This is a genomic window from Euzebyales bacterium, assembly GCA_036374135.1.
Lineage (GTDB): Bacteria > Actinomycetota > Nitriliruptoria > Euzebyales > JAHELV01 > JAHELV01.
The window spans coordinates 145,343-165,492 of sequence record DASUUK010000074.1; the positions used below are offsets into that span (position 1 = coordinate 145,343).

The window sequence follows — 20,150 nt, forward strand, 5'->3', positions numbered from 1 at the left end:
GACCGAGCGTGCCACATCCACGCGCTGCCGCGCACGGGCAGCGTCGGCCGGGGAGGGGATCGGCTGCGGGCACGGGCGCCGGCGGTCGTTCGTTCTGCGGCTGCCGGGAGATACGCTCACGGGGCAGCGGTCTGACGCTCGGAGACCCCCGTGGGCACCACAACAGCGACGGCCATCGACATCGACGCGTCCGCACCGCCGGAGGACGACGCGTTGCGCTCCGCGCGCGCACTCAGCGAGGGCGCCGGCATCGCACCTGTCACGCACCTGGGTGGCGCATGGCTGCGCTGGTTCGCGGGCATGCGCCCGGCGCGCGACGTCGTGGAGCTCGGCACCGGCGTCGGCTACAGCGCGTTGTGGCTGCTGGCGGGCATGCATCCGCGCGGCATGCTGACCACGATCGAGCCGGACGCCGACCTGCAGGCCAGCGCGCAGCGCGTCCTGGGTCGCGCCGGCCACGGCCAGCGGGTGCGCAGCATCCTCGGCTCGGCGCTGACGGTGCTGCCGCGGCTCGCCGACGACGCCTACGACCTGGTCTTCATCGACGCGGTGCCCGACGAGTATCCCGACTACCTCCCGCACGCGACGCGGCTGCTCCGGCCCGGCGGGCTGCTGATCGCCGACCGCGTGCTGGACGGCGTCGGGGCCGATGACGGCGGGGGCGTGCGCACGTTCGCCGACCTGGTCCGCGACGACCCGGCGCTGGACGGTCAGCTGCTGCCCGTCGGCGACGGGATGCTGGTGGCGGCCAGGACCGCGCCGGCCTGAGCCGCGACCCCGGCGCCCCGCGCGGGCGCCGGTCGCCGCCGTCAGCCGAAGAAGCCAACCTTGCTCGACAGCTCGGCGCTGAAGGCCATGATGACGGCCAGGTAGAACATGCCGGTCGCGGCCTGGATCGAGCGTCCCCCCTCCTGCGCGAGCTTCCAGACGAAGCCGGCGATCAGCGCGCAGATCGCGACGAGTCCCGCGACGAGCAGGAGCGAGAACCCGGGTACGGCCAGGAACGGCGAGAAGCCGGTCGCCACAGGGGTGGGATGCTGCGCCGACAGCACCGCGCCGACGATGGCCGCGCCGACGCCGCCGGCGTACAGCATCGCGCTGCGCACCATGTGGCTGTTGGACAGACGGCGCTCGACGAGGTACCAGTGGCCGAGCAGCAGTCCGTACAGGGCCGAGCCCAGGAAGAACGCTCCTGCGGCCAGTTCGACGCCGGCCAGCACGACGCCCGTGCCCCGCGCCAGCGCGACGGTGCCCAGCGCCACGACGCCCACGGCCGCCGCACCCAGGCCGATGACGCGCTCGACTGCGAGGCGCGCGAGCACGGCCAACTGCCACAGCGTGAGCACGCCCGCGAACACGCCGAGCGCCGTCACCATGCGCGCCTGCGCCGCGGACGGCGTTGCACCGACGGCGGCACGCGCCGTCGCCCATGCGCCCCAGGCGCACAGCGCGAGGATCACACCGGACAGCACGAGGAAGCCGCGGCGGACCTTGCCGTGCACCCCACTGGTCAGGGTCACCACGGTGCCGCCGACAGCCGTCTCGGCCAGCAGCACCGCCATGACGGCGAGGGGCCCGCTCATGACGCCCCGCCCGCAGGGAGAGGATGCGTCAGCGCCGTGCGCGGGTATACCTGCGTTCGTACCAGACCAGCCCGTGACCGACCGACGGAGACCGTCGTGGTGGTTGAGCTCCCCGATGCGTGCGTGCCAGGCCGTCGCGCGAGCGTCGACCTCCGCGTGGCGCAGGACGACACCGCCGCGGCACTCGGCTCGGGCGACGTCGACGTGCTCGGCACGCCGCGGGTCCTGGCGATCGCGGAAGAGGCGTCCCGCCGCGCACTGGGAGACTGCCTCGGCCCTGAGCTGACGACGGTCGGCTCCTGGGTGGAGATCGAGCACAAGGCACCGAGCCACGTCGGTGACGACGTGCGGGCCGACGCCGTCCTGCTGGGCGTGCACGGCCGGAGGCTGGAGTTCTCGGTCACGGTCACCTCGGGAGACACGGAGGTCGCCCACATCCGGCACCGGCGCAAGATCGTGGAGCGGGCGAAGTTCGGCCAGGCCGGTCGCGCCACACCCTAGTCGCACGACAGGACCCGGGCGGCGCTGCCGACGCTCCGGATCGTCCACCAACGATCATGACAGGGCCTCGAGCCACGCCACGAGGGTCCGCACACCGAAGCCGGTGGCACCCTTGGGCACCAGCGGGCCGTCGCCGCTGTCGGAGAACGCCGGTCCGGCGATGTCGAGGTGGGCCCACGGCACGTCCCCGACGAACTCCGACAGGAACAGGCCGGCGACGATGCTCTGGGCCTCGCGCGGCTTGCCGATGTTGCGCAGGTCGGCCACCTCGCTGCGGAGCTGCTCACGGTAGTCCGCCGGGAGCGGGAGCCGCCACAACCGCTCACCCGCCCGGCCCGCGGCGGCCTCCAACGCGTCGAGCAGGTCGTCGTCGGAGCCCATCAGCGCGGCGATGCGGTTGCCGAGCGCCACGATCTGACCGCCGGTCAGCGTGGCGAGATCGACCATCGCGTCCGGCTCGAGCTCGACGCCGTAGGCCAGCGCGTCCGCGAGCACCAACCGACCCTCGGCGTCGGTGTTCATGACCTCGACCGTCGTGCCGTTGCGGTGGGTCAGCACGTCGGACACCCGCGTCGCATCGCCGCCCGGCATGTTCTCGGCGAGTGCCAGCAGTCCGGTGACCCGAGGCGCGACCCCCAGCCGTGCCGCGGCCAGCACGGTCCCCACGACGGCCGCGGCACCGCTCATGTCGCTCTTCATGGTCGACATCGACGCCGACGGCTTGAGGGACAGTCCGCCGCTGTCGAACGTGATGCCCTTCCCGACGAGGACGACGTGCACGCCATCACCGTCATCCGCCGTCCCGGCGTAGGTGAGCTCGACCAGCCGTGGTTCGGTCGACGATCCGCGTCCGACGCCGATCAGGCCGCCGAAGCCGCCCTGCTCGAGCTCGTCGGCCGCGAGCACGCGGGAGGTGACGGGTGTGTCGGCGGTGAGCGACACGACCCTGTCCGCCAGATCCGGTGGCCGTTTGAACGCGGGCGGCGTGTTGATCAGGTCGCGGGCGATGCTGGTCGTATCGACGATCACCCTGGCGAGGCGCACGCCGCGTTCGACCGCGTCGGGGTCGACGCCCGCACCCGGCACGACGACGATGCCGTCCAGGCGCACCGCGTCGTGGTTCTTGGTCCGGTAGGTCGTGTAGGCGTAGGCGCCGAGACCCGCACCTTCGGCGACGGCGCGAGCCGCGGTGGTCGCGTCGAGCTGCCCGCCCACGTCACCGGGCACGATCACGGCCAGGGTGGCGTCGCGGGTCGCCTGCCTGGCCGCGGCGGCGGCGCCGCGACGCAGCGCATCGGCGCCGACCTCGGCCCGGTCGCCCACGCCCACCGCCAGCACGAGGGCCGTGGTGTCGTCGACCTGCACCGGGACGCGGCCGACCTCGTCGACGGCACCGGTGAGGTGCAACGCGTCGAGCGCGGCGGCGATGTCCACGCCCGCCGCTTCCGCGAGGGCGGTCAGATCGCGTCCGATGACCGGCTGTTCGTCCTCATCCTGCGCGACGAAGCAGGCGACGACCGACGCCCCGGCGTCGGTCGTGGTCGGGGCGGTCCGGATGTCGGTCATCGTTCTCTGCTTTCGGCGGGCCGGCCGACGGCGCCCCGCACGACGTCGTCGGCGTGATCCGGGCGAGTCTAGAGCCGCTGTCGCACCCCCGCGCCGGCGCGACCTGCCCGCGGGGACCCGTCACACGCCCGTTCCGCCGCCCCGGCCCACGCGCTTCCCGGCTGAGACCCGGGAGGCGAGGTCGCCGTGCGACACTGTGGAGCGATGCAACCCTCCGCCGCCGATCTGCGCGACCACGTCGCCTTCGATCCCGCCCGCGCCGTGCGGTCCCGCGTGCACGAGACCGACCTGCTGGCCGTTGACATGCTGTGCCTGGAACCCGGCCAGCAGCTCGCGGCGCGGACGTACGACGAGTCGGACACCGTCTACGTGGTCATCGGTGGGCGCGCCTGGGTCGTCACCGACGACGAGGAGGTGACGCTCGGTCCGCTGCAGACCGTGCTGATCCCGGCCGGCACTCCGCATGGGCTGCGCAACGACTCACCGGACCCACTGCTCCTGCAGACCGTCACGGCGCTGCCCGTGTCCGCGCCGGCTGCGGTCAGTCCCGGCGCGGGATGACGTCGAACGAACCCGACACCGTGCCCGACCCGAGGTCGAGGCGCAACTCCCCTACGTAGCGGCGGAAGCGCTCGACCTCGGTCAGCACGACGCGTCCACCGCGTGCCCGCTGCCGCTCACCGGTCGCGAGCTGGAGGTCGACGACAGCGCCCTCGGTGACGCCATCACAGCCGCCGGAGCACGCCGGGTCGACCACGGGCAGGTCGGCCACCGCCCGTAGCACGTCGGGGTTCTCGAACACGACGACGACCAGCTGACCGTCGATGTCGTCGGCGATGATGCACACATCCCGGTCGCCACCCCCCGCCGGGTCGCAGTCGCCGACGTTGAGGTCGGGCGAACCGTCGCTCACCGCCAGCTGCCGGTTGCCGACGGTCCCTGACAGCTGCAGCCCGGCACGTCCGTCGCGAGGCTGTACGGTCTGCGCAGGCGCCGACCAGCAACCCGACAGCAACACGGCGAGCGCCACCACCACGCCCGCGCGGACGCGCGCCACACCGGACCACAGGAGCACCGTCGTCATGGCATCCGACCTACCACTGCAGGGTGTGACGCCGACCCACCTGCCGGCCGACGATCCGGAGACCGTCGCGGCGCTCGCCGACGCGGTCGCAGACGGCCGTCTGGAGGCGCTGCGCACGGTCGTCCGCGCGCACCCGGCGTGCCTCGACGCCTGGGCGCGGCTGGGCATGGCGGCGTTCGACGCGGGCGACGACGTCGGGGCCTACGCGTGCGCACGCGTCGGCTACCACCGGGGGCTCGACGCCATCCGACGTGCCGGCTGGCGTGGTCAGGGAGCGGTCCCGTGGTCGCACGAACCGAACCGCGGCTTCCTGCGCAGCCTGTGGCTGCTGGGCACGGCGGCGGCCGCCATCGGCGAGACCGACGAGGCCCAACGGTGCGCCGTGTTCCTCCAGGAGCTCGCTCGCGATCATGACCTTCCCGCTGTTCCGACGTCCGGCGACGCCGGCTGACGTCCCTGAGCCTACGCGCCGTCCGGTCGTGTCGACCGGGCGCACATCCGACGTCGTCGCATCATCGTCGGGGACCGCCGCCAGCTAGCCTGGCGCGCAGATCACACCTGTCACCTGACCAGCGGGAGACGCCCGCCCCGACGGTCGTTCGCCCGCACGGAGACTCCATGTTCACTCAAGTCAACGGCGTCAACCACCACTACCGCAGCCTCGGCGAAGGCCCGCCGATCGTCCTCGTCCACGGGCTCGGCGGCGCGTTGGACGTGTGGCACGGTGTCGCCGAGCTGCTGGCGCTGCACCACCACGTCGTGACGCTCGACCTGCGTGGGCACGGGCGTACGCCGGCCGGACGGGCGCAGCTCAGCATCAAGTCCTGGGCGCAGGACGTCGCCGGGCTGATGGGCGCGCTCGAGCTGCCCGCAGCCACCGTCGTGGGCCACTCGATGGGCTCGCTGATCGCGCAGCACATGGCGCTGACGACACCGGACCTCGTCGATCAGCTCGTGCTCGTCGGCGGCATCAGCTACTTCGAGCCGCCGGACAGGCAGGCCTACGAGCAGCGCGCGAAGGCGGTCGACGACAACGGGCTCGACGACATCGTCGACGACTGGCTGGAGGGCGCGCTGTCCCCGCGCACGCACGCACGGCTGCCGCAGATCAGCGGCCTGCTGCGTCACCTGTTCCTCAGCAACGACCCCAAGAGCTACGCGAAGGCGTGCCGGGCGCTGGCGAAGATGCCGTCGATCGGACGCGAGCAGATCGGACAGCCGACGCTGCTGCTGGTCGGCGACCACGACCGCTCCACGCCGTTGCGGATGACCGAGCAGCTGCACCGCGACATCCCGGTGTCGCGCGTGCAGGTCGTGCCGTCGGCGTCGCACTGGATGACCATCGAGCACCCGGACGTCATCGCCGCCGCGATCCTGCAGTTCCTCACCTGACGGGCGCGGCGCGGTGGACCGACCGCCGCGCGCGCCCGGACTGCGCCGCTGCGGACGGCCCCCGGCTCCTCAGCCCACCATCTCGTCAGCCCACCTGCTCCCGGCGGATGGTGGGCGGGGGATGGTCGGGGACCACGGTCGGCGCGTCCGGGACCGGATCGGGTCGGTGACGCAGCCCCGTGACGCGGCCGTGTGCCGCGTCCGGCTGCAGCTCGTACGCGGCTGGAAGGTTGACCTCGAAGACGATCAGCTGCGGGTCGTCGATCAGGTCGATGCTGCCGCCGTACGCCTCGACGAGCTGCCGGCACACGTGCAGTCCGAGGCCGAGCCCGTCCGCCGAGCGCGTGTCGGTCGGATCGCCTTGGACGAACGGTTCGTACAGCGCCGCCCGCAGGCCCAGCGGGATCGCCGGTCCAGCGTTCGACACCCGCAGCACGACCCGCCCATCGCGTTCCGCGCCCTCGACGCCGATGCAGCCGCCGGGTTCTCCGAACTTGACCGCGTTGTCGATGAGGTTGGCCACGATGCGGATCGCCGCCTCCTCGTCCATGCGGGCGTTCAGCGCACCCCGCAGTGCGACGCGCAGACGTGAGGTGTCGTCACCGATGCCCGCCCTGGTGACGGCCTGGGACAGGACCTGCGACAGCTGGCACGTCCTGCCGACGACGACGAGCGGCGTGCGGGACGCGACGACGACGTTGTCGATCAGGCGGGCGAGACGGTTGGCGTGCTCGTCGATCGCGTCGACGAACAGCCGCAGCGTGCCCCGGTCGAGCTGCTCGAGCCGACCCGACAGCGTGCGGGAGAACCCGACCACACCGGTCACCGGGGTGCGCAGCTCGTGCGAGACGAGGCCGAGGATCTGGCGCTTGGTGTGCGCGAGCTCGCGCTCGTGCTGCTCCATCTCGCTGCGCATCCGTCGCTCGGCGCACCACCGCGCGGCGGCGGCCGCGATCAGCGCCGCACCGACGACGGCGACGCCGATGATGAGCGCAGCCGAACCACGTGGTCCGACGGCGAACGCCAGCAGCAGCGGCGCGGGCACCGCGACCGGGACGGCGCGGACGATGGTGCAGCGGGCGCTGGAGCGACGCGCGTGGACGGATCCATCGAACGCACCGCGGGAACCGTATCGCTGGAGCACGGTGACACTGTATGCACGCCCTGCAGCCCGATACGAGCCCTTTCGCGCGCAACGGCGCGGTTTCGCTCGGTCGGGGGGTGCCCCCTCCCCACGATCGTGGGGTCAGCCGGCCTCGGCGTCGACCAGCACGTGCCACAGGGCCGCCGCGGCGGCCAGCGCCTCGTGGGTGTCCGCGCCGGGAAGCGTCGCGTCACCGACGACGTGGACGCGCCAGGGTTCCGCCGATCGTGCGCCGGCGGAAGGGACCCGCGGTGCGCGTGGGCGTGGGGAGGTCGGACGCGCCGCGTGCGCGCGGTCGTGCCGCGACGCGCTCGTGCCCGGCAACCGTTGCGCCTCGCGCAGAGCAACCCATGAGACCATCGCAAGCACCGCCGCACCCACCGCCGCCATCACGATCATGTGCGGAGTATGCATCCTGTGACCCGTAGGAGCGTGCAGGCTCGACGGCGCGACCGGACCGTCGACCGCCCACAGGGTGACGGGCGGCGGTCGCCGGCGACCAGGCGGACCGCACACGACCGGCACCGAGCGGGAGGCATCGATGCGACTCGGCACCCAGCACCTCGATCTGCGCCGGCGCGTGGCCGTGATGGGCGTCGTCAACCGGACGCCCGACTCGTTCTACGACCGTGGCGCGACCCTCGACCTCGACGCCGCCCTCGCGCTCGCGGAGCGGCATGTCAGGGCCGGGGCCGACATCATCGACATCGGCGGCGTCAGGGCGGGACCCGGCGACGAGGTCGACCTGCGCGCCGAGCTCGCGCGTGTCCTCCCGTTCGTCGAGGCGTTCCGCGAACGGTGGATGACCCCGCTGTCGGTCGACACCTTCCGCCCCGAGGTCGCGGACGCCGCGCTGGAGGCCGGGGCTGACATCGTCAACGACGTGACAGGGCTGAGCGATCCCGGGGTCGCCGACGTCGTCGCCGCACATCCGCACACCGCACTGGTGCTCACGCACCACGGCGGACCGCGGCGGTCCCGCCCGTTCCGTCCCGACTACGAGCCCGACGTCATCACCGCGGTCCGGCAACGGTGGCGCCAGCTGGTCGATCTGGCGGTCTCCCGCGGTGTGCCCCGGGGGCAGCTCATCGTCGATCCGGGCCACGACATGTACAAGACCACCGCCCACTCCCTCGAGCTCACGCGGCGGCTCGACGAGCTGGTGGGCCTCGGTCACCCGGTGCTCGTGGCCCTTTCGAACAAGGACTTCCTCGGCGAGGCGCTGGACCTGCCGCCCGACCGCCGCGGCGCGGCGTCGCTGGCGGCCACCGTGTACTCCGTGCTCCGCGGTGCGCGCATCGTGCGCGTCCACGACGTGGAGGCCACGGTCCACGGTGTCCGACTGACGGAGGTGCTCGAGGGATGGCGGGCACCGGCCAGGCAGCTGCGCGGACTCGACTGATCCACACCACGGCGCGCTCTGGACTACCGTGGCGGCAGCGTCGATCGGGGTCACTGACATGCCCAAGCCGAGCACCTTCGCATTCGTGTGCATCAACCAGCGCGATCCGTCGCATCCCCGCCCGAGCTGTGCAGCCAACGGCGGTGCCGAGCTGTTCAACGCGCTGCGGGAGGAACAGGGGCGACGCGTGGCGACGGAGGTCAAGATCGTCGCCACCGGCTGCATGGAGGCGTGCATGGTCGGGCCGGTCGTCGCCGTGTTCCCCGACGACGTGATCTACGGCGGGGTGATCCCCGACGACGTGCCCGACGTGATGGACCACCTGCAGGGCGGGCCGCCGGTGAGCCAGCTCGAGATCGGCGACGCCGAGTTCGACCTGCGGCCCCCCGAGATGACCGGTCCCTGACCGTGCCGGGACCAGCCGGCGGTGACGCGGACCTCGCGGGGCTGCGTCGCGACTACCGGAACCTTCCCCTGGACCCGACCGCGATGGCGGCGAATCCGCTGATCGAGCTGCGTGGGTGGGTCGACCGGGCGGTGGCGGCGGGCGTCACCGAGCCCAACGGGATGACGCTCGCCACGGTGGACGCCGACGGCGCCCCGTCGGCGCGGGTCGTGCTGCTGCGCGGACTGGACGACGGCCTGGTGTTCTACACCAACTACGACAGCGCGAAGGGGCGCCACCTCGAAGGCGACCCACGGGCGGCGGCGGTGCTGTGGTGGGTCGACCTGGCGCGTCAGATCCGCGTGACCGGCCGGTGCACGCGGGTCTCGGAGGCCGTCAGCGACGCCTACTGGCGCTCGCGGCCGGCCGGCAGCCGCGTCAGCGCCGCGGCGAGCCCACAGAGCCACGTGATCGCCGATGCCGCGGAGCTGGCCGATCGCGTCGCCCGGGTCCGCGCGCGCCATCCCGGTGGCGATGTGCCACGGCCACGGCACTGGGGTGGGTACCGCCTGCGGCCCGACGTCGTCGAGTTCTGGCAGGGGCGTCCCGACCGCCTGCACGAGCGCGTGCGTTACCGTCGCGTCGCCGACGGCTGGGTCGTCGAGCGCCTGGCGCCGTAGCCCGTCCCGCCCGAAGGCCCGTGGCGTCTCGGCGAGGTGACCGGACGCTGGGGTGCGCCGGGCACCGCCTGCGTGCCCGCACCGGGCCGCTCCGGATGCTCAGCCCTGCGCCGCGAGCAGCGGCACGTACATCTCGGCGGGCGTGAGGCTGCCGTGCATGGTCAGCAGCCGCGCCTGGCGCGGATCGCCGGGATCGACCAGCGTGGCGGCACCCCGCGCCGACAGGACGACATCGCCCAGACGTCCCGCGACGACCGGCCGGGTGCTCGGACCCAACCAGCCCGCGGCGACGACCTGCGCCCGGTCGTGGACCCAGGCGGCGGACCCCACGAGCTCGCGCGCGGCGGCGAGGAGGTCGCCAGCGGCGCCGGACCGCGCGTGCAGGTACCGCATCCGCGTGCTGCCGGCCATCGCGCTGACCATGGGCAGCAGTGGTCGCAGGTCGACCCGCTCGGCCGGGTCGGTCGTCACGTGCCCGTGGTCGGCCGTCACCAGGAGTACCGCGCCCGGCGGCAGACGCCGACGGATGCCGCGGACGACACGGTCGCTGAGCGCGAGCGCATGGCCGAACGCGTCGTGGTCGAGGCCGCGTTCGTGTGCGGTCCGGTCGAGGTCGGGCAGGTATGCGTAGACGACGCGCGCTCCGTCGTCCAGGCAGGCACCGACCCGGCGGACGAGATCGTCGACGTCCTCGTACCCGTGGTACGGCGCGCCGCGCAGATGGGCGGCGCTGAAGCCAGATCCCGCAAACCTGTGGTGGCTGACGACGGCCACGCCACCCGCCGCGAAGGGTCGATGGGGCTGCACGCTGTCCGGTGCCGGAGGCCGGCCCCGGGCGACCGTCCACTGCAGCACGCTCAGCACGCGCCCACCGACCCGCATGCGATCACCGAGCATGCCGTGCTCACCCGGCGTGCGCCCTGTCGTCAACGAGGGCAACGCCGTGGCGGTGGTCGTGGGCACGACGGCGGTGATCCGCGTGCCGTCGAAGTCCGCGAGCGACGGCAACGCCGAGGAGAACCGCCGGTACAGCTCCCAGCCGAGCCCGTCGATCAGCAGCAGCACATGCTGACGCGCCTGCGCCACCCACGCCGGGGCGCCGGGTGGCGCGTCACCGGCCGCCAGCGCGGGCAGCACGGCGCCGATCCACGCGCCGCCGTAGTCAGGCAGCGCGATGCCGTCGGCGGCCGCGATCGTCGCGCGCTGGGACTCGTGTGACAGCGGTCCGGCTCCTAGGCTCATGGAGCGCACAGCGTAGGCGACGACGAAAGCGGCACGATGCAGCGGCACCAGCGAGCTCCACGCGCGGGACAGCGCAACGCGCGTTCCGGGATCCTCATCCTCGGCGGCGGATTCGCGGGTGCGACTGTCGCTCGCCGGCTGGGCCGGACGGGGGCCACCGTCGTCTCCGACGAGAACGCCCTGCTGTTCACGCCGATGCTGCCGGAGGTGGCGTCCGGGACGATCGAACCCCGCCACGTCGTGGTGCCCCTGCGGCAGATGTGCCCGCACGCCGATCTCGTGCTGGGCGAGGTGGGTGCGATCGACACCGAAACGCGCACAGTCGTCGTCCACAACGAGGTCGGTGAGCTGCACTACCGCTACGAGCATCTGGTCATCGCGCTCGGTGCGGTGTCGCGCACGCTGCCGATCCCCGGCCTCGCCGAGTTCGGCGTGGGCTTCAAGACGTTCTACGACGCGGTGTACCTGCGCGACCACGTGCTGCGCGAGCTCGAGCTGGCGGACAACGAGATGAGTCCCGAGCGCGCCGCCGGTCACCTCGGCTTCGTGTTCGTCGGGGGGGGCTACGCGGGCGTCGAGGCGCTCGCCGAGCTGCACGACCTCGTCCAGGACGCGCTGCGCGAGTACCCCTCGCTGCGGGGCGTCAGGCAACGCTGGGTGCTGGTCGAGGCGCAGGACCACATCCTGCCCGCCATCCCCTCGCGGCTGGGCGAGTACGCCACCGAGCTGCTCGCCCGCCGGGGCGTCGAGATCCTGACGTCGACGCGACTCGAGGCGGTCCACGCCGACCGCGTCGAGCTGTCGGGTGGGAGGACCGTCGACGCGCACACGCTGGTGTGGAGTGCCGGTGTCGCAGCGCATCCGCTGACCGGTGACCTCGACCTGCCGACCGACGATCGTGGGCGGCTGAAGGTCGACGCCACGCTCCGGGTGGAGGGACACGACGACGTGTGGGCCCTCGGCGACGCGGCCCGCGTGGTCAACGCCGCCACCCCGGACCGGATCGATCCGCCGACGTCGCAGCACGCCATCCGGCAGGCCCGTCACCTCGCCCGCAACCTGCAGGCCGCTCGGGCGGGGGCGTCACTGACGGCGTACGGCTACCGGGCCCTCGGGCAGGTGGCCACCCTGGGCAGGTACCGCGGCATCGCCGAGGTCCTCGGGCTCCGTATCGCGGGGCTCCTGGGCTGGTTCATCACACGCAGCTACCACCTGTACGCGATGCCGCTGCTGACGCGACGGATGCGGGTGCTCACCGACTGGACGCTGTCGCTGTTCTTCCGCCGCGACATCGTGTCGTACGGGGGCTTCGCGTCCGTACCCGCACTGGGTTCCCGACCGGGCGCACCCGACGCCGGCGCCGCACCCGGATCGTCGACCGCCGACCCCGACGCCGGTCCGGGCGACGGCTCCGCCCGTGACGCCGACGCCGACGTGGAGGAGCACGCGTGACGCCCGCGGGCACCGCCAGCGGTGCCGCGGCCGGTGACGAACCCGGCGACCACGATGTGATGGCCCAGCTGGGCTGGGATGCGGGCTGGGCCGAGACGTTCACCGCACTGGCCGGGACCCCCGCCCGCGTCGCGCGGGTCGATCGTGGTTGGCTGCGAGTCGTCGACCGCGAGGGTGAGGTGTCGATGGCGCAGCCACGCGATGCACCCGCCGTGGTCACCGGCGACTGGATCGGGCGCTCGACCGTCGACGGCCAACCGCGCGTCGTGGACGTCGCCCCGCGCCGGACCGCGCTCGTCCGGCGTGATCCTGCCGAGCACAAGGCGCGCCCGCAGGTGCTGGCCGCCAACGCCGACCAGGTGTGGATCGTGCACGCCGTCGACCAGCCGCTGCGGCCCGGATGGCTCGACCGTGCGCTCGTCGTCGCCCACGGCAGCGGCGGTCACCCGGTCGTCGTGGTGGCCAAGCACGATCTGGATCCGGATGACGACACCGCCGCACACGTCGCCGCCCTCGCCCCCGGCACGGCCGTCGTCATGACGAGCAGCGCCGACGGCCACGGCATCGACGACCTGCGGGCACGACTCAATGGCGGTCGCTGCGCGGCGCTGCTGGGACGCTCGGGCGCGGGAAAGTCGTCGCTGATCAACGCCCTGGCCGGCACGACGGCGCACCGCACCGCTCGGGTGCGCTCCGGCGACGGGCGCGGACGTCACACGACGACCAGGCGCTCGCTCGTCCGCGTGGCTGACGGCAGCGTGATCGACACGCCCGGCATCCGTGCGATCGGGCTCTGGGAGCCGGAGCGTGGACTCGCGCGGACCTTCCCCGACGTCGCTGAGCTCGCGGTCGGCTGCCGCTTCACCGACTGCACCCACCGCCACGAACCGGGCTGCGCGGTGCTCGCGGGCCTCGACACCGGGGCCCTCGACCGGCGGCGCTACGACCGCTACATCGCATTGAGTGAGCCTGCGCTGACCTGACGTCCTGTCCCCGCCGTCACGCACGGATCGCAGCGAAGAATTCATCAGCATTGGGGTTTTCGTCAGCGCGGACAATGTCACGCTGGCGTCGACGGCGCACGGATCGTGCGCGGACATCGTTCGAGGGGCGGATCGCGTTGACCATGCAGTGGCAGCGGGTGCGGAAGATCGGCCACGCTCTGGGCGTGCTGATCGCACTCGCGCTGCTGGCGGTGGTCGCGGTGGCCCCCGCGGCCGCCCAGGTCACATCCGACGTCGACCCGCTGGACCGGTTCGACGTGCTCGGCGTCCGCACGGGCGACCGTGCCGAGATCCTGTTCGCCGCACCGCCGGGCACGGCCACGCAGCAACTCACCGGCGACGACGTCGCCGTGCAGGTCGACGGCACGGAGGGCGCCGCCCGGCTGCAGCGCCTGCCGATCGATGAGCTCCATGTCGCGGTCGTCGTCGACACCACCGTCCCGATCGCCGATCTCCGGGCCATCCAGGGAGCGGTCGTCCAGCTTGCACTCGCGCTGCCCCAGGGCGCGACCATGCGGATCGTGGATGCCACAGGCGCCGTCGGGGCGCCGGCACCCGTGCCCGGGCCGGCCATCGCACAGGTCCGCCAGCTGACGGCCGGGACGGGCGACGACCTCCAGCGCGGCGTGGTGCAGGCGAAGGCCGGGCTGGACACCTCGAACGCTGACCGGGGGGTCCTGGTCGTGATCGGGCGGGACCTCGGCGAACGACTGCGGCCCATCGGTGGCCAGGGGTTCCGTCGCCTGCACGAGTTGATCGACGTCGGCGGTCCGGACGCCGACACCACCCTGCTGGGTCCACGGGCGGCCGGGAACGTCAGGACCGTGGACGGCCCGGCCGCGGTCCTCGCGGCGACCGACCGCGTGTCGCACAACGTCGGCAACCTGTACCGCGCCACGGTCGACGTGCCGGCCGACGGCGCGGAGACTGTGACCCTGCGGGTGGCCGCCGCCGGCGTTGACGGATCGTCGCGCACGCTCGCGCTGGATCCCGACAGCATCCGCCCGGTCGACGCGTCGGTGCCAGACGGCGCCGACCCGGACACGAGCGCGGCGGACGTCGAGGAGGCGGGGGGCGACACCGCACCCGACCGCGCACGAGCGTCACCGATCACGGGTGTCACACTGCGCGACATCGTGCTTCCGGTGCTGCTCGCAGGTGTCCTGCTCGTCGCACTCGCGGTCGTGTGGCTGTCGGCACGCGTGTGGCAACGCCGGCTGCGGCCACGCTGGCGGGCGGCCGCCGCCAGGCGCACGGCGGCGGCTGCCGCGGACGCGTCGTCGTGGCGCCGGCAACGGGGATACGTCGACGCCACCGGATACGAGCGGGCGACCGTCGGTCGGCCGGTTGGACGGCGCCACCGAGGAGGGCTCTCGGCCGACGCCGACGGCGCCCCGACCGTCACGAGCTCAGCGACCGTCGGTCGGCGGGTTGGACGGCGCCACCGAGGAGGGCTCTCGGCCGACGCCGACGGCGCCCCGACCTCGCCCAGCGCCCCGACCGTCACGAGCTCAGCGACGGTCGGCGACGGCTCGGGGAATGGCGCCGCCACCGCCGGGACCGCCGCATCCAGGGACGCGACGGAGTCGTCGGACGGCGCGGCGGCCGTCACCGTCACCGGCGCCGCGACGCCCGACCGCACGGCGACGCCCGACCGCACGGCAGCCGGCACCACCGGCGAGCCTGTCCTCCGCAGGTCCGCGCCCCGGCAGTCCGGCACCACGGCAGCCGGTGCCGCGGCGACCGCCGGACCTGCGCCAGCCACGACGACCACCACCCCCGGACCCGTCGCCGGGGACGCGGCAGGTGAGCGGACGCTTCGCAGGGACGACACAGCGCTCGACGACGCCTCCGGGTCGACGAGCGCCGGACCCGGGCCGCGTCCGCGCCGCCGGCGTGCCGCGGACGCGGGGCGGCCCATCGCCAAGCTGAGCCCGCAGACCCGCGAGGCGCTGGCGCACGCCCACCGCAGTCTGCGCCAGCTGGCGCTCGCGTCACGCGCGGCCGCCGACAGCGTGCCGGACGACCTGTTCCGACTGACCGAGGCACGTGCCAGCGTCGCCCTCAGCCGCCAGGACATCGACCTGGACGAGGTGCTGCTGCGGACCCTGGCCGACGAGGACGACGCCGACGTCGAGCTCGTCCGTCGCACCGCCGCCGCACTTTCGACCGGCTGGCAGCACACCGCCCACCGCTCGTCGGCGCCACCACCGATCATCGAGATCAACGCCGTGCTGACCGGCGCCACCGCACCGGGACGGACGCCGCGTGGGCCCCGTCGGCCCGTCGCGCCCGTGCGCGCGCTCAACCCGCTGGTCGACATCGGCCTGGAGCACGTCGTGCTCGCCCGGCACCCCGACCGGGACAGCGAACTGGTGGCACGGGCCGTGACCGCGACCGACATTATGCGTGCGGCCCGGCTGGCCCGACCCGCGCTGGCGATCAGTCCGTGGCTGCTCGACGAACGGGTCGGCTACCGCGCGGCGCTCGACGCGGACCTCAACGATTCCGACCAGCGCGACCAGTGGCTCCAGCTGCTGTGCGGCTGCCTCGCGCGCGCCGCGACCGGGTCCACGGCACAGCTGGAACGGCTCGATCGACTGCGGGAGCGGTACCGCGCCCGCGCCACCGACACGCGGATGCTGCCCCTGATCGACCTGCTGCTGGCCCACCCGATCATCGATGCGTCGTTCGTCAGGCGCCGGTTGTCGACGTCGGGGCGCACCGCAAACCGACTGCTGACCGAAGCGGAACGCGCGGGATGGATCCGCCGCGACCACCGGCGGACGGGCACGTGGTGCGCGGAGCAGATCCTCTCGCTGTTCTCCACCGTCGACGTGCGGGCGCGCAGCTCACAGCCCGCCTGACAGAGGGCAGCCAAAGCATGCGGCAACCGCGGCTCGTGACCGCGGTGTGTACCCCTGCTGATGGCGGGACCGGCCGGCGCGCGGTCCGAGACAACGACGGTCACGCTGGTCCACGGTTCCGGGGCGGCTCGCCGACGACGCGCGGCGACTCCCGGACCACTCCCGCAACCGGGGTCGACCACCCCGCGTCCCGCCACAGCGGGCTCGTGCACGTGGGTGTGGCACCCGCGCGCACCCGCCATCCGCACCGGTTCCATGGCCGGCGGCCATCGACATCGTACGTTTGTTCGGCCCCGCAGGACATCTGAGAGGAGCATGCGGACGTGGTCACCATCATCGCGGTGCTCGTTGCGATCACCGGCACGTTCGCGGTCGTGTGGTTCGCTCTCGGTCAGCAACGCCGTCAGCTGGCCGATGCGTCCGCCGAGCTCGAACGGCGCCTGCAGGCCGACCGCGCGGCACAGCTGCACACGACGGTCGACACCGTGGTGTCACTCGCCCGCCAGCAGCTCGGGGCGGTCCGCGACGCCGAGACGGAGCGGCTCGCCGGCACCGAGTCGCGGATCGGGCTGCAGCTCACGCAGATGCGCGGCGAGCTCGACCAGGTGACGTCGCTGGTCCGCCAGCTCGAGACCAGTCGCGCCGAGCAGTACGGCTCGCTGACCGAACAGCTGGCCGAGGCCGGGCGCCAGACGCGCCTGCTGAGCGACACCGCCAACGATCTACGCCAGGCGCTGTCATCGAGCCAGGCCCGCGGTCAGTGGGGCGAGCGGATGGCCGAGGACGTGCTCCAGCTCGCAGGGTTCCTCGAAGGGGTGAACTACCAGAGGCAACGACGCCTGGACACCGGCGGCGTGCCCGACTTCACGTTCATGCTGCCGCGCGGCCTCGAGCTGCACATGGATGTGAAGTTCCCGCTCGACAACTACCTGCGCTACCTCGACGCCGACAACGACACCGACGGCGAGCGCCACCGCAAAGGATTCCTGCGGGACGCGCGCGACCGCGTCCGTGAGCTGGCCGACCGGGGGTACCGCGATCCCGACGCGTCCGTCGACTGCGTCCTGATGTTCATCCCCAACGAGGCGCTGTTCGGGTTCATACAGGAGCACGACCGCGGCCTGGTCGACGACGCCCTGCGCCGGCGGATCATCCTGTGCTCGCCGCTGACGTTGTTCGCCGTGCTCGCTGTGGTCCGGCAGTCGGTCGACAACTTCCAACTCGAGCGCACATCCGACGAGATCCTGTCACTGCTCTCGGACTTCCGTGGTCAGTGGGACAAGTTCTGCGACGAGTTCGACAAGCTCGGCACGCACCTCACGCGGTCACAGAAGACCTACGACGCCCTGTGCACCACCAGACGGCGCCAGCTCGAGCGGCCATTGGACAAGCTGGAGGATCTGCGCGCGGAACGCGAAGATCCCGCGCCGCCCTCGTCGCAGCCGGAACTGCGGGCGGTCGGCTCGGGATCGTGACGACCACCCGGGACGACCACGCGGCACGTCGCGGTCGTGAGGCCCGTACGGGCTCACCGCGACATGGCGGGCCTGTCGGGCTGAGCGATCAGAAGCTCCAGTTCGCGACCTTGGGGTGGTCGGTCGCCTGGACCCCGACGACGGCCGCACCGCCCGGGGCGCCGAGACCGGTCACGGTGTCCTCGAAGAACTCCCGGTTGATGGCCGTGAACTCGGTCCACATGTCCGGGATGTCGTCCTCGTAGGCGATGGCCTCGACAGGGCAGACCGGCTCGCACGCGGCGCAGTCGATGCACTCGTCGGGCTGGATGTACAGCATCCGCTCGCCCTCGTAGATGCAGTCCACGGGGCACTCTTCCACGCAGGCACGGTCCTTGACGTCGATGCATGGTTCAGCGATCACGTACACCATGGGTGTGGGTGCTCCTTCAGCCATCGGCCATGCCCCGGCGCGAACACGGGGGCGGTCCTCACGATCGTTCGCCTCTACCCTAGCGGCTGTCGGCGCAGTTCCTGCGCGCGGTGCGCGACAATGGCCACATGGCATCGATGCGCGCACGCCTGACGGTACGGATCTCACCCGACGACGTGGGCACGCGGGTGTCCGTGCGCGCCCGCCACCGCGGTCCGGAGGCCAGCATGGTCGATGTCGTCGGCGTGCTGCGCGCCTGGGACGACGAGGCGCTGACGATCGAGCGACGCGACGGCTCGACGGCCACGGTCGCGGTCGCAGATCTCGTCGCCGGCCGGGTCGTGCCGCCAGCGCCCGCTCGTGCGGACGGCCGACCTGTGCGAGGCGGGGGCCACGGCCCGTAGACTCGGCCGGGCATCCGGCGGAGGGGAGTCACGGTGGATGTGCTGGTCAACACCGATGCCACGAACGCCCGGACGGCCGCCGCCACGGACGTGCTCGACTGCCTGCTGCGGGCGGCCACGCGCGTCGCGGCCCGTCAGAGCGGACAGTTGCGCGATCTCGGCCTGTCGCCGAGCGCCTTCGCTCTGCTCCGTCATCTGGCCGCCGCCGACGACGGCCTGCAGCCGTGTGCGCTCGCGGACCTGCTGGCGGTGACGCGCCCGTCGGTCTGCGGCCTGATCGACGGCCTGCAGGCCAAGGGGCTCGTCTGCCGTGAGCCGCACGACCACGACGGCCGGCGCGTGATAGTCCGGCTCACGCGCGCCGGCGCTGCGCTGCAGTCACGGCACGGGGCTGCGTTCGAGACGAGCCAGCGCGCCCTGCTGTCGGACCTGTCGGCAACCGAGCAACGCGAGCTCGCGCGGCTCGTGGACAGGGTGGGTGCCTGACGACCGGCGCCCGCGGGCTCACCCGCCGACGAGCTCCAACAGGCGATCGTGGAGCACGCCGTTGGACGCGAGCCAGGGTCCGTCAGCCAGATCCGACGCGCCGTCCCACCGGGAGATCCGTCCACCGGACTCGGGGATCACCGTCAGCATGGGCGCGATGTCCCACACGCGCACGCCCGGATCGACCATCGCGTCGATGTGGCCGCGGGCCACGAGCAGGTACCCGTAGCCGTCCCCCCACGTGCGGGTGCGCATGCCCGAGCCGGCGACGGCCAACAGGGCGTCGTCAGGCCACCACGGCCGGTCGAAGGAGCTCGTCGACAGGCAGGCACCCGGGACGCGGTCGGTGTCGCTGACGTGCAGTGGCACGCCGTCCCAGTGGCACCCGAGACCGCGACCGGCCACCGCTCCGACGCCGAGCGCAGGGACGACGATCGTGCCGATCGCGGGACCGTGCTCGTCGAACAGCGCGAGCAGCGAGCTGTACAGCGGCACGCCCCGGACGAACGATTCGGTGCCGTCGATCGGATCGATCACCCATGTGCGGCGCGAGGAGCCTGACGCCTCGCCACGCTCCTCGCCGACCACCGCATCGTCCGGGAAGAGCTCGGCGAGACGGGACCGCAGGTGGTCCTCGGCGGCGAGGTCGGCGTCGGTGACGAAGCTGCCGTCACCCTTGCGGCGCGTGCCGGCATCCTCGGCACCGAACCACCGCAGGGTGAGCTCGGCCGCCTCCCGGGCGATGGTCCCGGCCACGTCGAGCAGGTTCGGGTCGACCGGCGGCGGCTGCATCGCGCAGATGCTACCGCCCGACCCCGCGCGGTCGCGCATCCAGCGGCTGGGGCCGTGGCGCGGCGGGGCGGCTCGACGTCGCCATCGCCAACGCCGGTGGCGGAACCGGCGGACGACCGGCCACCTGCTGCTGATCGGGTCGGCCGCGGGCCGTGTCACCATCGATGGTTCGCGTACGCCGCAACGATAGTGGGCCGTCACCGGCATGGCCCAGGCGATCCGCGCCGAGGTGCACCGCACGGGTGTGCGCATCACGGTCATCCAGCCCCGGCCACCCGG

At 73.1% G+C, this 20,150-nt stretch carries 22 protein-coding genes; 14 read left to right on the plus strand and 8 right to left on the minus strand.

Features of this window, described 5'->3' with window-relative positions:
* Positions 1-150 precede the first annotated feature (150 nt).
* On the plus strand, positions 151-768 hold the full coding sequence (locus VFZ70_13020) for an O-methyltransferase (protein HEX6256719.1): 618 nt from the start codon (positions 151-153) through the stop codon (positions 766-768).
* 41 nt (positions 769-809) lie between these two features.
* Here VFZ70_13020 and VFZ70_13025 read toward each other — a convergent pair whose 3' ends face one another.
* On the minus strand, positions 810-1,583 hold the full coding sequence (locus tag VFZ70_13025; GenBank protein HEX6256720.1) for a hypothetical protein: 774 nt from the start codon (positions 1,581-1,583) through the stop codon (positions 810-812).
* Positions 1,584-1,679: 96 nt separating this feature from the next.
* Here VFZ70_13025 and VFZ70_13030 point away from each other — a divergent pair, with 96 nt between their 5' ends.
* Entirely contained in the window at positions 1,680-2,084 is a 405-nt protein-coding gene (locus VFZ70_13030; GenBank protein ID HEX6256721.1) for a hotdog domain-containing protein, read from the plus strand.
* A 54-nt stretch (positions 2,085-2,138) separates the two neighbouring features.
* Here VFZ70_13030 and VFZ70_13035 read toward each other — a convergent pair whose 3' ends face one another.
* Positions 2,139-3,650 carry a leucyl aminopeptidase gene (locus VFZ70_13035; protein ID HEX6256722.1) on the minus strand — a complete coding sequence of 504 codons (1,512 nt, stop codon included), beginning with the start codon at positions 3,648-3,650 and terminating at the stop codon, positions 2,139-2,141.
* 204 nt (positions 3,651-3,854) lie between these two features.
* Here VFZ70_13035 and VFZ70_13040 point away from each other — a divergent pair, with 204 nt between their 5' ends.
* Positions 3,855-4,211, plus strand: a complete 357-nt coding sequence (locus VFZ70_13040; GenBank protein HEX6256723.1) for a cupin domain-containing protein — start codon at positions 3,855-3,857, stop codon at positions 4,209-4,211.
* Here VFZ70_13040 and VFZ70_13045 read toward each other — a convergent pair.
* The gene (locus tag VFZ70_13045) at positions 4,192-4,734 is read right to left on the minus strand and encodes a hypothetical protein (GenBank protein HEX6256724.1); all 543 of its coding nucleotides are present in this window, start codon (positions 4,732-4,734) and stop codon (positions 4,192-4,194) included. The two genes, VFZ70_13040 and VFZ70_13045, sit on opposite strands and share 20 nt — an antisense overlap.
* Between VFZ70_13045 and VFZ70_13050 the strand changes: the two genes are divergently transcribed.
* Both VFZ70_13050 and VFZ70_13055 read left to right on the plus strand, forming a co-directional pair.
* The gene (locus VFZ70_13050; protein ID HEX6256725.1) at positions 4,733-5,185 is read left to right on the plus strand and encodes a DUF3151 domain-containing protein; all 453 of its coding nucleotides are present in this window, start codon (positions 4,733-4,735) and stop codon (positions 5,183-5,185) included. The two genes, VFZ70_13045 and VFZ70_13050, sit on opposite strands and share 2 nt — an antisense overlap.
* A 167-nt stretch (positions 5,186-5,352) precedes the next feature.
* Positions 5,353-6,126: an alpha/beta fold hydrolase gene (locus tag VFZ70_13055; protein ID HEX6256726.1), complete on the plus strand. Its 774-nt coding sequence runs from the start codon at positions 5,353-5,355 to the stop codon at positions 6,124-6,126.
* A gap of 85 nt (positions 6,127-6,211) precedes the next feature.
* Here VFZ70_13055 and VFZ70_13060 read toward each other — a convergent pair whose 3' ends face one another.
* Both VFZ70_13060 and VFZ70_13065 read right to left on the minus strand, forming a co-directional pair.
* Positions 6,212-7,270: a HAMP domain-containing sensor histidine kinase gene (locus VFZ70_13060; GenBank protein ID HEX6256727.1), complete on the minus strand. Its 1,059-nt coding sequence runs from the start codon at positions 7,268-7,270 to the stop codon at positions 6,212-6,214.
* 102 nt (positions 7,271-7,372) lie between these two features.
* Positions 7,373-7,669 carry a hypothetical protein gene (locus tag VFZ70_13065; protein HEX6256728.1) on the minus strand — a complete coding sequence of 99 codons (297 nt, stop codon included), beginning with the start codon at positions 7,667-7,669 and terminating at the stop codon, positions 7,373-7,375.
* A gap of 142 nt (positions 7,670-7,811) precedes the next feature.
* Between VFZ70_13065 and folP the strand changes: the two genes are divergently transcribed.
* Genes folP through pdxH form a run of 3 tightly spaced genes read left to right on the plus strand, consistent with a single transcriptional unit; the run spans position 7,812 to position 9,737 of the window.
* Positions 7,812-8,672 (plus strand): dihydropteroate synthase, encoded by an 861-nt coding sequence (folP, locus tag VFZ70_13070; GenBank protein ID HEX6256729.1) that lies wholly within the window; start codon positions 7,812-7,814, stop codon positions 8,670-8,672.
* A 58-nt stretch (positions 8,673-8,730) separates the two neighbouring features.
* Positions 8,731-9,078, plus strand: a complete 348-nt coding sequence (locus VFZ70_13075) for a (2Fe-2S) ferredoxin domain-containing protein (GenBank protein HEX6256730.1) — start codon at positions 8,731-8,733, stop codon at positions 9,076-9,078.
* A gap of 2 nt (positions 9,079-9,080) precedes the next feature.
* On the plus strand, positions 9,081-9,737 hold the full coding sequence (gene pdxH, locus VFZ70_13080; GenBank protein HEX6256731.1) for a pyridoxamine 5'-phosphate oxidase: 657 nt from the start codon (positions 9,081-9,083) through the stop codon (positions 9,735-9,737).
* A 99-nt stretch (positions 9,738-9,836) separates the two neighbouring features.
* Here the strand turns inward: pdxH and VFZ70_13085 are convergent, their stop codons facing one another.
* Complete coding sequence (locus VFZ70_13085; protein HEX6256732.1) at positions 9,837-10,979, minus strand: alkaline phosphatase family protein; 1,143 nt, start codon at positions 10,977-10,979, stop codon at positions 9,837-9,839.
* Positions 10,980-11,015: 36 nt separating this feature from the next.
* On the opposite strand from VFZ70_13085, the gene VFZ70_13090 reads away from it, so the two are divergent.
* From VFZ70_13090 to VFZ70_13105, 4 genes are all read left to right on the plus strand, one after another.
* On the plus strand, positions 11,016-12,431 hold the full coding sequence (locus VFZ70_13090; protein HEX6256733.1) for an NAD(P)/FAD-dependent oxidoreductase: 1,416 nt from the start codon (positions 11,016-11,018) through the stop codon (positions 12,429-12,431).
* On the plus strand, positions 12,428-13,414 hold the full coding sequence (gene rsgA, locus VFZ70_13095; GenBank protein HEX6256734.1) for a ribosome small subunit-dependent GTPase A: 987 nt from the start codon (positions 12,428-12,430) through the stop codon (positions 13,412-13,414). Before VFZ70_13090 ends, rsgA begins: the two co-directional genes overlap by 4 nt.
* A gap of 143 nt (positions 13,415-13,557) precedes the next feature.
* Complete coding sequence (locus VFZ70_13100) at positions 13,558-16,302, plus strand: hypothetical protein (protein ID HEX6256735.1); 2,745 nt, start codon at positions 13,558-13,560, stop codon at positions 16,300-16,302.
* A 323-nt stretch (positions 16,303-16,625) separates the two neighbouring features.
* Positions 16,626-17,777 (plus strand): DNA recombination protein RmuC, encoded by a 1,152-nt coding sequence (locus tag VFZ70_13105; protein ID HEX6256736.1) that lies wholly within the window; start codon positions 16,626-16,628, stop codon positions 17,775-17,777.
* Between the two features lie 88 nt (positions 17,778-17,865).
* Here VFZ70_13105 and fdxA read toward each other — a convergent pair whose 3' ends face one another.
* Positions 17,866-18,189, minus strand: coding sequence for a ferredoxin (fdxA, locus tag VFZ70_13110; GenBank protein ID HEX6256737.1), 324 nt, complete (start codon positions 18,187-18,189; stop codon positions 17,866-17,868).
* A 128-nt stretch (positions 18,190-18,317) separates the two neighbouring features.
* On the opposite strand from fdxA, the gene VFZ70_13115 reads away from it, so the two are divergent.
* Positions 18,318-18,593 carry a hypothetical protein gene (locus tag VFZ70_13115; protein HEX6256738.1) on the plus strand — a complete coding sequence of 92 codons (276 nt, stop codon included), beginning with the start codon at positions 18,318-18,320 and terminating at the stop codon, positions 18,591-18,593.
* 33 nt (positions 18,594-18,626) lie between these two features.
* Positions 18,627-19,079, plus strand: a complete 453-nt coding sequence (locus VFZ70_13120) for a MarR family transcriptional regulator (GenBank protein ID HEX6256739.1) — start codon at positions 18,627-18,629, stop codon at positions 19,077-19,079.
* Positions 19,080-19,097: 18 nt separating this feature from the next.
* On the opposite strand, the gene VFZ70_13125 is transcribed toward VFZ70_13120, so the two are convergent.
* On the minus strand, positions 19,098-19,871 hold the full coding sequence (locus VFZ70_13125; GenBank protein ID HEX6256740.1) for an inositol monophosphatase family protein: 774 nt from the start codon (positions 19,869-19,871) through the stop codon (positions 19,098-19,100).
* Between the last annotated feature and the right edge of the window lie 279 nt (positions 19,872-20,150).

Coding starts and splice junctions, on each gene's coding strand:
- VFZ70_13025 (HEX6256720.1), bottom strand. CDS start 1,583: ATGAGCGGGCCCCTCGCCGTCATGGCGGTGCTGCTGGCCGAGACGGCT.
- VFZ70_13035 (HEX6256722.1), bottom strand. CDS start 3,650: ATGACCGACATCCGGACCGCCCCGACCACGACCGACGCCGGGGCGTCG.
- VFZ70_13040 (HEX6256723.1), top strand. CDS start 3,855: ATGCAACCCTCCGCCGCCGATCTGCGCGACCACGTCGCCTTCGATCCC.
- VFZ70_13050 (HEX6256725.1), top strand. CDS start 4,733: ATGGCATCCGACCTACCACTGCAGGGTGTGACGCCGACCCACCTGCCG.
- VFZ70_13045 (HEX6256724.1), bottom strand. CDS start 4,734: ATGACGACGGTGCTCCTGTGGTCCGGTGTGGCGCGCGTCCGCGCGGGC.
- VFZ70_13055 (HEX6256726.1), top strand. CDS start 5,353: ATGTTCACTCAAGTCAACGGCGTCAACCACCACTACCGCAGCCTCGGC.
- VFZ70_13065 (HEX6256728.1), bottom strand. CDS start 7,669: ATGATCGTGATGGCGGCGGTGGGTGCGGCGGTGCTTGCGATGGTCTCA.
- folP (HEX6256729.1), top strand. CDS start 7,812: ATGCGACTCGGCACCCAGCACCTCGATCTGCGCCGGCGCGTGGCCGTG.
- VFZ70_13075 (HEX6256730.1), top strand. CDS start 8,731: ATGCCCAAGCCGAGCACCTTCGCATTCGTGTGCATCAACCAGCGCGAT.
- VFZ70_13085 (HEX6256732.1), bottom strand. CDS start 10,979: ATGAGCCTAGGAGCCGGACCGCTGTCACACGAGTCCCAGCGCGCGACG.
- VFZ70_13090 (HEX6256733.1), top strand. CDS start 11,016: ATGCAGCGGCACCAGCGAGCTCCACGCGCGGGACAGCGCAACGCGCGT.
- VFZ70_13100 (HEX6256735.1), top strand. CDS start 13,558: ATGCAGTGGCAGCGGGTGCGGAAGATCGGCCACGCTCTGGGCGTGCTG.
- fdxA (HEX6256737.1), bottom strand. CDS start 18,189: ATGGTGTACGTGATCGCTGAACCATGCATCGACGTCAAGGACCGTGCC.
- VFZ70_13115 (HEX6256738.1), top strand. CDS start 18,318: ATGGCATCGATGCGCGCACGCCTGACGGTACGGATCTCACCCGACGAC.
- VFZ70_13125 (HEX6256740.1), bottom strand. CDS start 19,871: ATGCAGCCGCCGCCGGTCGACCCGAACCTGCTCGACGTGGCCGGGACC.